Source organism: Leptolyngbya sp. PL-A3 (assembly GCF_039962325.1).
In the GTDB taxonomy this organism is placed as follows: Bacteria; Cyanobacteriota; Cyanobacteriia; order Elainellales; family Elainellaceae; genus Vacuolonema.
This window is the reverse complement of the sequence record NZ_JAMPLB010000021.1, coordinates 88,664-101,896: the sequence shown is the minus strand read 5'-3', so window position 1 is coordinate 101,896 and position 13,233 is coordinate 88,664. Positions and strand designations below refer to the sequence as shown.

General features: G+C 51.3%; 14 protein-coding genes. 6 read left to right on the top strand and 8 right to left on the bottom strand.

Going from position 1 to position 13,233, the window contains the following annotated elements; genetic code table 11:
- Window position 1 precedes the first annotated feature (1 nt).
- Window positions 2-757, top strand: coding sequence for an AAA family ATPase (locus NDI52_RS17250; protein WP_190772309.1), 756 nt, complete (start codon window positions 2-4; stop codon window positions 755-757).
- Between the two features lie 103 nt (window positions 758-860).
- On the top strand, window positions 861-1,316 hold the full coding sequence (locus tag NDI52_RS17245; RefSeq protein ID WP_190772308.1) for a hypothetical protein: 456 nt from the start codon (window positions 861-863) through the stop codon (window positions 1,314-1,316).
- Window positions 1,317-1,429: 113 nt separating this feature from the next.
- Here the strand turns inward: NDI52_RS17245 and NDI52_RS17240 are convergent, their stop codons facing one another.
- The 3 genes from NDI52_RS17240 to cobS all read right to left on the bottom strand — a co-directional run bounded on the left by NDI52_RS17240 (window position 1,430) and on the right by cobS (window position 4,107).
- Complete coding sequence (locus NDI52_RS17240; protein WP_190772307.1) at window positions 1,430-2,080, bottom strand: response regulator transcription factor; 651 nt, start codon at window positions 2,078-2,080, stop codon at window positions 1,430-1,432.
- Between the two features lie 807 nt (window positions 2,081-2,887).
- A complete protein-coding gene (locus NDI52_RS17235) occupies window positions 2,888-3,280 on the bottom strand; it encodes a ferredoxin (RefSeq protein ID WP_190772306.1) in 393 nt (130 codons plus the stop codon).
- Window positions 3,281-3,354: 74 nt separating this feature from the next.
- Window positions 3,355-4,107, bottom strand: coding sequence for an adenosylcobinamide-GDP ribazoletransferase (cobS, locus tag NDI52_RS17230; protein ID WP_190772305.1), 753 nt, complete (start codon window positions 4,105-4,107; stop codon window positions 3,355-3,357).
- Window positions 4,108-4,700: 593 nt separating this feature from the next.
- Here cobS and NDI52_RS17225 point away from each other — a divergent pair.
- Together NDI52_RS17225 and tgt are read left to right on the top strand one after the other, a co-directional pair.
- Window positions 4,701-5,159 carry a hypothetical protein gene (locus tag NDI52_RS17225; protein WP_190772304.1) on the top strand — a complete coding sequence of 153 codons (459 nt, stop codon included), beginning with the start codon at window positions 4,701-4,703 and terminating at the stop codon, window positions 5,157-5,159.
- A gap of 276 nt (window positions 5,160-5,435) precedes the next feature.
- On the top strand, window positions 5,436-6,689 hold the full coding sequence (tgt, locus tag NDI52_RS17220) for a tRNA guanosine(34) transglycosylase Tgt (RefSeq protein ID WP_190772303.1): 1,254 nt from the start codon (window positions 5,436-5,438) through the stop codon (window positions 6,687-6,689).
- A gap of 211 nt (window positions 6,690-6,900) precedes the next feature.
- On the opposite strand, the gene hisG is transcribed toward tgt, so the two are convergent.
- The 5 genes from hisG to NDI52_RS17195 all read right to left on the bottom strand — a co-directional run bounded on the left by hisG (window position 6,901) and on the right by NDI52_RS17195 (window position 10,972).
- Window positions 6,901-7,548 carry an ATP phosphoribosyltransferase gene (gene hisG / locus NDI52_RS17215; protein WP_190772302.1) on the bottom strand — a complete coding sequence of 216 codons (648 nt, stop codon included), beginning with the start codon at window positions 7,546-7,548 and terminating at the stop codon, window positions 6,901-6,903.
- Between the two features lie 69 nt (window positions 7,549-7,617).
- Window positions 7,618-8,574, bottom strand: coding sequence for an NAD(P)-dependent oxidoreductase (locus tag NDI52_RS17210; protein ID WP_190772301.1), 957 nt, complete (start codon window positions 8,572-8,574; stop codon window positions 7,618-7,620).
- 259 nt (window positions 8,575-8,833) lie between these two features.
- The gene (gene hemE, locus NDI52_RS17205; protein ID WP_190772300.1) at window positions 8,834-9,895 is read right to left on the bottom strand and encodes a uroporphyrinogen decarboxylase; all 1,062 of its coding nucleotides are present in this window, start codon (window positions 9,893-9,895) and stop codon (window positions 8,834-8,836) included.
- Between the two features lie 46 nt (window positions 9,896-9,941).
- Window positions 9,942-10,142 (bottom strand): hypothetical protein, encoded by a 201-nt coding sequence (locus NDI52_RS17200; RefSeq protein WP_190772299.1) that lies wholly within the window; start codon window positions 10,140-10,142, stop codon window positions 9,942-9,944.
- 167 nt (window positions 10,143-10,309) lie between these two features.
- The gene (locus tag NDI52_RS17195) at window positions 10,310-10,972 is read right to left on the bottom strand and encodes a dienelactone hydrolase family protein (protein WP_190772298.1); all 663 of its coding nucleotides are present in this window, start codon (window positions 10,970-10,972) and stop codon (window positions 10,310-10,312) included.
- 241 nt (window positions 10,973-11,213) lie between these two features.
- On the opposite strand from NDI52_RS17195, the gene NDI52_RS17190 reads away from it, so the two are divergent.
- Window positions 11,214-12,533: a glutamate-5-semialdehyde dehydrogenase gene (locus tag NDI52_RS17190; RefSeq protein WP_190772297.1), complete on the top strand. Its 1,320-nt coding sequence runs from the start codon at window positions 11,214-11,216 to the stop codon at window positions 12,531-12,533.
- Between the two features lie 110 nt (window positions 12,534-12,643).
- A complete protein-coding gene (gene folB / locus NDI52_RS17185) occupies window positions 12,644-13,015 on the top strand; it encodes a dihydroneopterin aldolase (RefSeq protein ID WP_190772296.1) in 372 nt (123 codons plus the stop codon).
- Window positions 13,016-13,233 lie beyond the last annotated feature (218 nt).

Here is a 13,233-nt window from a genome sequence, read left to right as displayed (position 1 = left end):
CATGATTACTGCGATCGCAAACCAAAAGGGAGGCGTTGCCAAAACTACATCTACCATTGCGATCGCAGGGCTTCTTGCAGAAGAAGGCTCCTGTTTGGCGATCGATCTAGACCCTCAGGGTAACCTCACCACAGGTTTGGGGGTCGAGTTGGCTGATGGGCAACCGACGGCCTATGAAGTACTGGTGGGGAAGGTTCCCCTGGAAGATGCCACGGTGACAACCGCCTCTGGTATTACTCTTCTTCCAGGAGGTATTGCTCTGGCAAAAATCGAAAAAGAATTACAACAGCAGCCCAATCGGTTACATAGCCTCAAGAAAGCTTTGGATCCCTACCTGGAGCAGTTTGAACAAATTGTCATTGACTGCCCTCCCAGCCTGGGATTATTGACCTTGAATGCTTTGTCAGCTGCCGACGCATTGCTCGTACCTGTACAATGCCAATTTTTCGCCCTGAAGGGCCTCCAGGGGTTGATGGAGACCATCGACACGGTGCAGCAGCGGTTAAACCCTGACCTGGAAATTTTGGGGGTGCTGCCTACCATGGCAGAGGTTCATACCACCATCACCCAGGATGTGATGAAAATTTTGCGATCGCAATTCGAAGGTATTCGGGTATTCGACCCAGTACCCAAGTCCGTTCGCTTCCCAGAGTCCAATATGGTAGGGAAACCTATCCATCAATTCACTCGTGAGTGGCGACTTGTACAACCCTACCGGGAAGTAGTGCGGCAGCTATTCCTGATGTCCGAAAGGTAAAGAATTCAGATATTAGGGAGTACGTATTGAATAGCCTGTAATTTTTGAGGGGGGCAGCGAGGCCGCCCCTCCCTCAAAAATTTTATCGGTGATCCTAAAACGTATGGACGGGCGGCAATTAGAACGGGTTGAATCTTTGAAGGCAGGTTTGTTAGGGGCAAGTGCGACGCTTCCCGTAATGGGGATCATCCTGGCTCTATCAATACTTTTGTCAGCCCTGGGGCATTCTAATCCCTTCAGCTTTGCATTGAGTAATCATCCCTTAGCCCTGGCACATTGGCTGGAAGTTAGCTTATGTGGATTTTTGTTTGGGGTTACCTATCGCTACACCGTTCGGCAAGACATCAAAAATTTTCAACTGAAGTCGGGGACTGTAATGGCCTTTACCCTGGTGAGGGGTTTAGGGTTAGGAGACATGGGCTGGCAGGGAGAAATCGCCTGGATAGTGCTGGCGGTATGGGTTGGGGAAGGGATTTTGTTGTTTGCGATCGCTGCTCTCCTTCTGGATCTTGCCCTCCAAAAAGGCTGGATCAACCTTTGCAAAACGCCTCCTGAATGAGGCTATCTCACCCTCAGCGTCAATTGCCATGGGTTTATCTATCTCATCATGAATGAATTAAAAGGGACACAGCATTGCTGTGTCCCTTTTAATTCAGACTCTTCAAACGGCATCTAAGCCATGCTATTTTCGATCGCCCATCGAGCTAGCTCCGTTCGATTGTGCAAACCCGTTTTGCCCAACATATTGCTAACGTGGCTTTCAATCGTCCGTTGGCTTACATTTAACTCTTCGGCAATTTCACGATTTGCCATACCGCGGGCCACATATTGTACGACTCGTAGTTCAGTCGGTGTAAGCTCCACGTCGAAGGGGACTTGAATCTTAGGAGCCGAATCCATGCCTTTGTCTTGCCGTTGAATCAAGCGGGAAGCCTGCTTGAGAGAAGACTCGACTTGAGCCACCAATTCTTCCGGTTCGAAGGGCTTGACCATATAAACATCAGCCCCGATATTGAGCCCTTTTACCCGGTCCTGGCTCTGTCCCTTGGCGGATAAGAACAAAACTGGAATCCAACTGGTACGGGGATCTTTGCGAACATGTTCGACAAAGGAGTACCCATCCATTTGCGGCATCATTACGTCACAAATAATCATGTCTGGAGTTTCTCCCTGGAGTAAGTCCAGAGCCTCCTGCCCATTCTCAGCCGTATCGACCTGATAGCCCCGAAACTCGAGATAATCTTTAACCAGCAAAATCAGGTTAGGGTCATCGTCAATGAGGAGGAGACGTTTTTGCTCCCCTGTGCCGCCTTCTTTCGTCATACTTCTATACTCGCCATGCCTATATCCAAGACAAACCTGGAACTGTCGTATTTTCTGGTGGAATGGACGCCGAAGAAGCCGCCCACACGGAAGAAAAGGCCAGTTTGCTGACGACTAATACGCCCTGTTGATTCAGGAGCAGAAAAGTCATTGGCCACTTCTTCTTGTAACCTATTCCTGCATCTATGATACCCAGAACTTTCAGAGTAGATGCGCGAGAAGCATATTAACTATCGGCTCGACTTCTCGCTAAATTATAGTGCCTCACTTCGAAAATGGACTAATCGCTTCAGTACAAAGGATTAGAGGGTTTTTGACATCACTTAAAGGGCTTGTTTGTAGACCTAAAATCTATGGTTTTAGTTTCAGAAACAAGTGTAAATCAATAAAACCAGCAACTTATGCCCTCATTTCTGAAAGCATGCCTCTAAGATTTCTCCACAATTTAGTGGCGCCTCCTAGACAATGGCTATGGTGTAAAGCTTTCAAAAAGTGTTCTACAAAATTCTTCAGAAAGTTCAAACAGCACTCGTCAGTATGATTACAGGTAAAGGAAGAAATAACCGGAAGTGCTGCTTTCTTTCTTAATTCTTAAGCAAATTAGCGGCAACTATAAAGCGACAGCAGAATCCAGTTTCACCACCAAATTTGTCAGGTGTGTCAGGTTCTACCTGTCCTATTCAAGGAAAATTGATTTTCGCCGCTTAGTAATAGTGAAGTGCGCGCATGTGAATTTTGTCTCACATCCTTTGGCTTTATCAGCCCAGAAACGCTATGTGTAAAACCCAAGTCCTGATTTTGCCCTCGCTAGGTGGTTGGGAGAGGATGCACTACGAAGGCATACTCCTGAACGATTTGATTGCCAAGTACATGTTCTTGAATAATCCGCTCAATAACCTCAGGTGTTGCGCTGTGGTACCACACTCCGTCGGGGTATACCACCAGGATTGGCCCCTGTTGGCAAACTCGCAGGCAATTCGCTTTGGTGCGAAAGGTACAGCTAGAGCGAGCTTCTGTCGGAGCATCCAGCCCTAACTCCTTAAGCCGCTTTTTGAGATAGTCCCAAGCGACTAAACCCGTTTCTTTGTCACAGCATTTAGGAACCGTGGTGTCAGCACACAGAAAAATATGCCGTTGAATGGCAGGGATGCCTAAATTTCGGGCTGTGGTTACCAAAGACTCTTGAATAGGTTGACTCATACAGATCCAGCACAAATCAGGGGGACGAGCTGCAAACGCCTGATGGTCATCTCTCCATCAACGTGGCCCACTTTTTAGGGTAGCGTACCTAACACCAGGGTTAGCGCCTCTGTCCATTCCACGACGGCTCCATAGGTATCGCCCGTATGCCCCCCTAACCGACGGTTAAACCAGACTGCGCTTAGAAGGGCGATCGCCCCACCTCCCAAACCCGGCACAAGCCAAGGTGCTGTAGCTGACGAGTTCCAAACAAGGGACCCAAGGGCTATCCCTAGCATGAGCAGGAACCCCGGAAGGGTTCCTGTCCAGGAGGGAATGGCTGTTTTATGAAATGCTCCTTTACCATCAGGTTTCAGGTACGGATAGCAGGCGATTGCAACCTGTTGTCCCCAACGCCCCCATCCGGTTGCCAGCAGTAGCATCCAACTCAACGGGTGCTGAAGGGTAGCGATGGCCGCAATTTTCAGCGCGAGGAGGGCGATCGCTGCCATCACCCCAAAGGCCCCGGTGCGGCTGTCAGCCATAACCTCCAGTCGCCGCTGTGGATCGAGAACCGCTAGCCCATCGGCTGAGTCCATCGCTCCGTCCAGATGCAGCCCTCCCGTAATGGCTACCCATAGTAGAACCAGGACGACGGCTCGCATTAAATCGGGCATGGCTACCCATCGCAGCCCAAAGTCAACTAGACTCAAGAGCCCAGCAATCAGCAACCCCACCAGGGGAGCAAATCGCGAAACCACCTGAAACTCAGGAGCCCAAGATAGAGGGACGGGCAATACCGTATAGAAGGCGATCGCTGCTAATCCCTGCTGTACCAAACGCACCATTCATTCAACCCTGTCTATTTCATTCATAACCATTCAGGTTAAGACAAAAACACAGAGGAGGTGCTTCTCAGCCCCCTCCGTGTTCTTTATGAAATTTTCAAAACTTTGCTATATATGGGTTTGTAGGAAATTACACGCGATCACTTCTCTCGCTAGCACAAATTTTAGTCAGGAGATTCAGCCACAATACGGAATTCGTCCTGGCCAATAGCCGCCATAATCGAAAGATACGATTTCTACCATCCCATTTTCAATTTTTAGGGTTTTCTAAACTTTTGGGATTTATCTTTCGTTCAAGCCAGGAGAACCTCGACGGGTGAGTTAAGATCGCTGCATAGGATACAAATTTGTCCAGCTATCTGGTATTTGGCCCTCTGCTTTTGTAGCTATCAGGCAGTTTACCTGGCAATGGCTACAAGATCTCATCGTTAGGCTACCCATCCGTTCTTGATCTCTAACAGGTTTAACAAAATTTGTATTGTTATCCTGTTCAAGACCGATTTGTTTCGTTGTATAGAGGGTGACCCTGAGTTGCGGTACCCGCCGCTGCTCAATCTCCGAGGTTCGCTAGGGCTGTAGGTTTTGTGAGTTCTATGAATCCAGACCAACTTTCCGGAAACACCGCGTTGCCTGCCCCGTGCTTGGTGGATACCGGCATCATTGCAAGCAAGCAAGATATGCAACGGCTATTGTCTGATTTGAGCCGAGTTCGTTACGGCTACACTCAAGACAGCCATTTGCACAGCGAGGATGAGGGGTATGTTATGGAGGTGTTCGCTGACCCCCATCGCTCAACCCTGGTGGCCAATCGCACTCTGTATTTGAATGTATATAGCTTCGATTATTTGGAGCTAGGCTATACGCAAGAGGGCTATCCTTGCTTCGACCTGATCCAAGAGGGACGCCAGTTACGCCTGATTCCTCTGACCAATCCTCTTGAAGAGCAAAACGCTCGTCGCCTCAATGCCGCAGCCCTCGAAGCTGTCGTAGCGGAGGTTCTCTCGGCTAGCTGGGACATGCGGATTGACGATGAAGAGAATTTTTCCTTCTAACCCAACCGATTTTTAGTGCAGGTAGCGCACCAGAAAATCGTAGTAACAAGCTTTAACTGTGAGTGGTTCGTACTGCAAGTACGGGCCACTTGTAGCTTTATAGTTTTGTTCCATCTGTATTAAATCCAGTTGCAGAATCATGATATGCAATAGTGTGGCCCATTACTGCATATCATGATTCTGCAACTGAAGTATTGCTATTCAGTTGTAGCGATAGGCCCTATCTGTTGCTGCAACTGAATAGCAATACTTTAGTTAGGTCGACTCCCATGAATAATGGAGAAGAGTGGCGGTGGATCGCTATGGGTTAATCCATGGCTGATCTACAATAGCCCTCTGAGCGATGGATTTTTGGTGACACTTTTGGACGCTTCTTATTTTTCCTTTCAGGTACAGACCCGTTGTTCCCACACCGCAGCGCGGGCGGCCACCTTTAAAACTCCCCATGGCATTTTGGAAACGCCGCGCTTTATGCCGGTGGGCACTCTGGCCAACGTCAAAACTCTCAGCCCTGAGCAACTGAAGGCGACGGGGGCACAGATGATCCTGTCCAATACCTACCATTTGCATCTGCAGCCGGGCGAGGGGATTGTGCAGAAGGCGGGTGGGCTACATAAATTCATGGCATGGGATGGGCCAATTCTGACGGACTCGGGCGGGTTTCAGGTTTTTAGCTTGAGTGAAATGCGCACCATCACCGATGAGGGGGTCACATTTCGCTCGCCTCGGGATGGGCAGATGATCAAGTTCACCCCAGAAAAATCTATTCAGGTGCAAAATGCTCTGGGGGCCGATGTGATCATGGCCTTTGACGAATGCCCGCCATATCCTGCAGATTGGGAGGCTGTTAAACAGGCCACCGATCGCACGTATCGATGGCTGAAGCGTTGCATCGAAGCTCATCAACGTCCCGACCAAGCTCTGTTTCCTATTGTGCAAGGAGGGGTTTACCCGGATCTACGCCAGGAAGCGGCAGCGGCGATCGCCCAACTCGACATGCATGGCTTTGCTATTGGCGGCGTCAGCGTTGGCGAACCAGGCCATCTCATCCAAAAAATTGTACAGGTTACAACCCCTCTACTTCCCCTTAACAAACCCCGCTACTTAATGGGAGTGGGTACGTATCGGGAAATGGTGCAAGCTATTGCTGCCGGAGTCGATATGTTTGATTGTGTGATTCCGACTCGATTGGCTCGGCATGGAGCGGCATTGGTGCGGGGCGATCGCTGGAACTTGAAAAACAATCGCTTTCGGGAGGACTTTACTCCTCTGGATGACCAGTGTCCCTGCTATACCTGTAAAAACTTTAGTCGGGCCTATTTAAGTCACTTAATTCATGCCCGTGAGCTACTGGCTTTTAGCCTCATTTCCATTCATAACATCACGGAGTTGGTGCAGTTCACGGCGCGGATTCGTGAGGCGATACTGGGCGATCGGTTCCTCGACGAATTTGGCCATTGGCTCGAACCTCAAGAAGAATTGCTGACAGAAAAAGGTGTAGAAGCGGGTTTAGCAGAGCCCTACCCCTGAAATGAACCTAGTGGCGAAATAGCGTTCAGTGATGATAGTTAGCGATCGCAATACTAATGTTTAGAGGAGGGTACTTTGTACCCTCCTCTAAACATAGGCAAACTTAAGCCGCTGATTACTAGCATGGGTTCAGGTGACGACAAAACCACCCCTGCCACAGCTCATCAACGTTCGATCGCAAAGCTTCATCTGGCGTGCTACCTGGCTAACGCTAAACCGTTGCAGTGCTTGCTGTTTCTCGCAGTTGATCAATGACATCCTTTAATCCATCACCGTTGAGGCGGTAGCTGAGGGGATGGGCAATCAGGCGAGCGGTGCTTTCAAAGAGGGTTTCGATTTCGATCAGGTTGTTCTCTTTCAGGGTGCGGCCTGTGGCCACCAAGTCCACGATGGCTTCTGACATGCCTGTAATGGGCCCTAACTCAACAGAACCGTACAGGGGGACAACCTGCACCGGGAGATCCAGGCTTTGGAAATAGTCGTGAGCACAGTGAACAAACTTAGAGGCCACCCGGCAGTGGGGGGGGAGATCCAGGGCAGAGCGGTAAGGACTGGATGCCTTGACTGCAATGGACATGCGACAGTGCCCAAAGCCAAGATCCGCTAAATGAGCAACTCGGGGCTGTTTCTCCCGCAAAACGTCGTAGCCAATGAAGCCCAGCTGAGCCTGGCCGTACTCCACATACACGGGTACATCGTAGTTGCGAACCAATAATGCTTTTGCGCGATGGCTCTTGTCCCAAATTTCTAGCTGCCGATTAGAGGAGTCTAGAAAATCACTAAAGTCCAATCCCACTTCTTGTAGGAGGCGAATGCTGTCCTTCAATAGGCTGCCCTTGGGCAGTGCAACGGTAATCATGCAATATCACTCAGTAATTTCTGTTGACCCCAGGCATACGAGCTCATCAAGCCGGGGCCTTCTCTAACTTTACCGGGCTTCGACGCCACTCACTTTTAAGATGTCGCTGAGGGTAGCACAATAGGGAACGGCCCCATAGGTCGTAGGATTGACGTAGTGTTGGTGGGTAAAATGGCGATACGTCATACAGAAGCGATCCCATGCCGCCATCTGGATCCGAAAGACCCGGATAAAGAAGTTCGCTAAGGGTAAGACCAGGGGAATCCGGAAGTAGATTTGCTGTTGCAGATACTTGCAGATTTCCTCGATCGCTTGATTCACCGTTAGGGGCGGGTTACCCAGCACCAGCTCACGGCGATCGCTCTCCCCAAGCGGATGATCGACTAAGTGAACCACCACCTGAGCAATGTCGCGGCTGTGCAGGAAATGGAAACTACCGTCTAGCTTAAAAAATCGAATCAGCCCAATCCACTTCAGCACATCGGGCAGCCCACCTGTGAGGTGGGACATTGGCTTGTTCTGATCGCCACCAAAAACCAGGGTGGGAAAAAGGGTCGTGATTTGGGGAGCGATCGCCAGTTTGCTTAACCGCTGATGGCAGGTGAACTTGGAACGGATATAGTCGGTGCCTAACTGCCCGGCTTCCTTGAGGGGCTGGTTGTCCCGCCCTAAAATGCTGGCAGTTGAGAAGTAGAGCACTTGCTCACACACATCGGGGTCCAGCAAGTTCATTAACCGAATGGTTTTGGTGACATTAATGTCGTAGGTTTCTTGAGGACCACCCCAAGCCGCTGCTGTCAGCACCGCTACATCTATGGTCTTGAGCAGCTTGCTGAACTTTTCAATCTGATACATATCCCCCTGCAAGAGATGAATACCTGGGCGTGCCTCAGTATTCAACTTGAACTTATCCGGATTCCGTACCAATAGGAACAGTTCGTGGGAGGTCTGCTGAATCAAAGCATCGACAATGTAATGGCCGATGCAGCCGCTAGCCCCCGTCACGAAGATACGTTTGGCAGTCATGGGCAAGGGAAGTGAAAAAACTGGCGAATGAAAATAGCAACACGAATGCGCGAAATCTCCTGTATAGAAGATCTCCCGCAGCAGTATAGTTCCCTTTGGATGAAGGGTTTCGGTCAGTAAAGAGAAAATTTCGGGCTGGATTGATTATAGGTTGTGAAAGGAGTTCTAACCTCCCATAACGATCAATCCAACCCGATGATGCATCCTCAATGATGGCAGGGTGTTATGACATGTGACGAACACGTGCCATAACACTGGTTTACGCTGTTGCCAGGAGTTGATCCGCCTGTTTTGCTGTTTCGAAGAAGAATGCTGCGTTTTCCTCGGGGGTCTTGGGCAAAATGCCGTGACCCAGGTTGAGGATGTGACCGCGATTTCCGGCTTTGCGAATGGTGTCGATGATGCGATCGCGAATCAGCGCCTTTGAGCCAAACAGGATGCCGGGGTCGATGTTGCCCTGTACTCCAACGTTGGGGCCAAGACGACGACGAGCATCAGCCATATCGACTGTCCAGTCAACGCTGACGATGTCCACACCAGACTGACCCATGCGCTCCAGTACACCGGCGCTACCGCTGATATAAAGAATCATCGGTACATCGGGATACTTGGCCTTCACCTGGCGCACGACTTGTTGCTGGTAGGGCAGGGCGAAGATGTCGTAATCCATCGGGCTCAAGTGGCCGGCCCAGGAGTCAAACATTTGTACGACCTGAGCGCCATTCTCGATCTGGTAGCCAACGTAGGTGGCAATAGAGTCTGCAATCTTGCTGAGGAACTGGTGCAGGATGGTAGGTTCTGAGAAGGCCATGCCTTTGATGATGCTGTAGTCCTTGGAGCCTTTACCTTCGATGGCGTAAGCGGCTAGGGTCCAGGGGGCACCGACGAAGCCCAGAACGGCAGCTTCATTGCCCACTTCGTGACGCAGGGTACGGAGGATTTCGCCCACGAAGGGAAGGCTGGCTTCCGGATCTAGGGGATTAATGGCGTCTACCTGTTCCTGAGTGCGGATAGGGGTGTCGATGATGGGCCCGCGGCTTTCGATGATGTCGAAGGGGATGCCGATGCCCGGAAGGGGAGTCAGAATGTCGGAAAAGAGGATGACGCCGTCGGGACGGAAGGCACGCCAGGGTTGCAGAGAAATTTCGACCGCAACATCCACGGTTTCAGACCGTTCCCGGAAGGAGGGATACTTATCGCGCAGATCCCGGTAAGCCTTCATATAGCGTCCGGCCTGACGCATCATCCACACGGGGGGCCGATCCAACACTTCACCCCGGGCAGCACGCAACAAATAGGGAATCTGAGTCGATTCGGTCATTTCAACTCCGTGATTGCTAAGCAGTGTTTGTAATGCAACTGTTAGCTTACCACTCGGCGATCGCCCTTCCAGTGCCCACCCCAGGCGATTCTTTATAAAACTTCACTGGATCCATCCCGAACCGATCCCGGCTGATCCCAGACGATGTAGTCGCAGGTTCGGTTAAGGAGCTTTGTAGAGCGTTGTGTAGCTGAGGTGGTGATTGTTTGAGGTTTTGTTGCTGAGCAGGGACTTGGTTTGGGGGCACGCCGTCCCCCAAACCCCCAGGCTGAGGGACGGCTGCCCGTCCCCCAGCCCCCCTCGGCAAGGAGGTTTTGTAGAGATGTTGTTAGGCCGCTTCGCATGGCTTGGGTTTTGAAGCAGGTTTCTGTGCCTTCTTCAACGAAGGCTTTTAGAGCCTTATTAGGAAGCGTTTTAGGCTGTGGCTAGGTTTTGGCTGAAGAAGGCGAGGGTTTTCTGCCAGGCATCGGTGGCGGCAGTAGGGTTGTAGGCTTCGGGACGGGTGTCGTTGAAGAAGGCGTGGCCGGAATTGGGGTAGATGTGGGTTTCGAGGGTGCGGTCAGCTGCGCGAATGGCGGCCTCGAGCTGGCTGACGGCCTCGGAGGTGACCAGGTCATCTTGTTCTCCAAAGAAGCCCAATACAGGGCCTTGAAGCTTGGAGAAGTCGGGCTTGACGTTGGGATGAATGCCGTAGAAGTCTACAACGGCACCAATGTTGGGGCTGAGGGTGCCTGCTAATAGTGCGAGTTGTCCTCCCATGCAGAAGCCTACGACGCCGATGGTGTCAGAGGTGACGGCATCATGATTCAGCAAGTATTCAACGGTTTTCAGGAGTTTCTGGGCCGTCTGGTCGATGTTGAGAGCCATCAGTAATCGTCCAGCTTCGTCGGGGCTGGTGGTTTGGGTACCGTCGTAGAGGTCGGGGGCGATCGCCACATATCCCGCTTCTGCAAACCGATCGGCCAGGTTTTTAATATGTGGCACTAAACCCCACCATTCTTGCAACACAATAATTCCAGGCCCTGAACCTGAGGCTGGAGTTGCCAGATAGCCGATGCCTTGAATGTCCGTTCCCATAGATTCCCTTGTGTTGTATTGCGAAACGTTAATTTATAGCCGTTGACTACGATAAGGGAATTTTCAATTTGTTGCCTCATCGTTCCGTGGTCATGTTTCAAATAGATGGATGGGATGAGGTGGAAGGGACACGAAGTGCCCCTTCCACCTCATCCCATCCATCTGTCTAGAACACTACCTGATAGTTCTTGGGAGTATCCCCTTTAGAATGGGATTAGGTTTCAAGTAACTCCGTTAAGCCATGACTGCAACACCGATTTCTACCCCTGATTTGACTGTCCAGGCGAAAGCGACCCGTGAGGCGGCGCGGCATCTGGCGGTGCTGCCAGAGGCAGAGCGCAATCAGGCTGTGGAGGCGATCGCCCAATCTCTCGAAGCGCATGCAGCAGAAATCATCGCTGCCAACGAAGAAGATCGACGGATTGCGGAAGCCGAAGGGTTGGCGAAGGCACTGTATGGTCGTCTGAAATTGGATGCGGAGAAATTGTCGGGGGCGATCGCTGGAGTTCGCGATGTTGCCAAGCTGCCTGATCCGTTAGGCCGAGTGCAGATTCATCGAGAGCTGGATAATGGCTTGCTGATGAAACGGATCACCTGTCCGCTGGGAGTTTTAGGCGTGATCTTTGAGTCGCGGCCCGATGCCTTGGTGCAAATTGCAACTCTGGCTGTGAAGTCGGGCAACGGCGTGATTCTGAAAGGGGGGCGGGAAGCGATCCGTTCCTGCGAAGCTCTGACCCAAGCGATTCATGCAGGATTAACATCCATAGGCATTGACCCGGCGGTGGTGCGGCTGCTAACCACTCGGGAGGAAACCATGTCCCTTCTGAACCTGGATCAGTATGTAGATTTGATCATTCCTCGCGGCTCCAACGTGTTTGTGCGCTTTGTGCAACAGAACACGAAGATTCCCGTACTGGGCCATGCCGATGGGATTTGCCACCTGTATATCGATCGAGCCGCGGATATGGAGATGGCGATCGCCCTCACCATCGATGCAAAAACCAGCTATCCCTCGGCCTGTAACACGATCGAAACCCTGCTAGTGCATCGGGACATTGCACCTCAACTGCTGCCAAAATTAGCCGATGCTCTTCAGACGCGGGCTGTAGAACTGCGGGGGGATGCTGAAACGCAACACCTGTTAGCAACTCACGGCATCACAATTCAGCAGGTGACCGATGAGGACTGGAAGACGGAGTATAGCGATCTGATTTTGGCGATTAAGCAAGTGGAATCGGTGGATGAAGCGATCGCCCACATCAACACCTACGGTTCCCGTCATACGGATGGCATTGTGACTCAGGATGAGCAGGTCGCCCTCACCTTCATGAACCAAGTGGATGCAGCGGGAGTGTTCCATAATTGTTCCACCCGCTTTGCTGACGGATTCCGCTACGGCTTTGGCGCAGAGGTCGGCATCAGCACCCAGAAAATGCCGCCCCGTGGCCCCGTTGGAATGGAGGGTTTGGTGACTTACAAGTACTGGCTTACCGGGGAAGGCCATGTGTCTACGACCTACTCCGGCCCAGATGCTCGCCCCTTTACCCATCGCGATCTGTAATCTTTTGATTGGTTAAGTAGCAAAAGAACTGGACACTGGGTGTTCCTCAAACATCCAGTGTCGGGTTGGAATGCCAGTATTTCTGCCGGAGCTGTTTTGAGGAACGCTAAATGGCTGATTGCCTTCATATCACGAACATTCGTGCCTATGGCTACGTCGGTCTGTACCCGGAAGAACAGACCCTCGGCCAGTGGTTCTCGGTGAATCTCACCGTTTGGCTCGACCTGACGCGGCCAGCTCAGACGGATGAGATTACCCATACCTATGACTACAGCGTCGTCGCTCAGGAAATCCAGACCCTGATCCAAACGATGAAATTTAAGCTGATTGAGCGAATGGCAGGGGCGATCGCCGATCATGTTCTCCAATCCAATCTGGTGGAACAGGTGCAGGTATGCCTGACCAAGGAGCGTCCAGCCATCCCCAATTTCATGGGCAGCGTCACTGTGGACATTACTCGTACCCGTTCCAATTCCCTGTGAAGATGTGCCTAATGTTCTACGTCCTGCTTAGGCAGGCCATAGAGCATTAGGCACATCTTTAATAACCTGAGTTTGGATTAAGGGCGTTTTCGAGTGCCGCGCAACGCGCAGCACTCGAAAACAGGCACTCGAAAAAGCCCATTATTGCGTGCGCGTCGCGCACGCAATAATGGGCGGTTCGGCTTATCCCGAACTGACGTTAAAAACAGCAGTGAAAC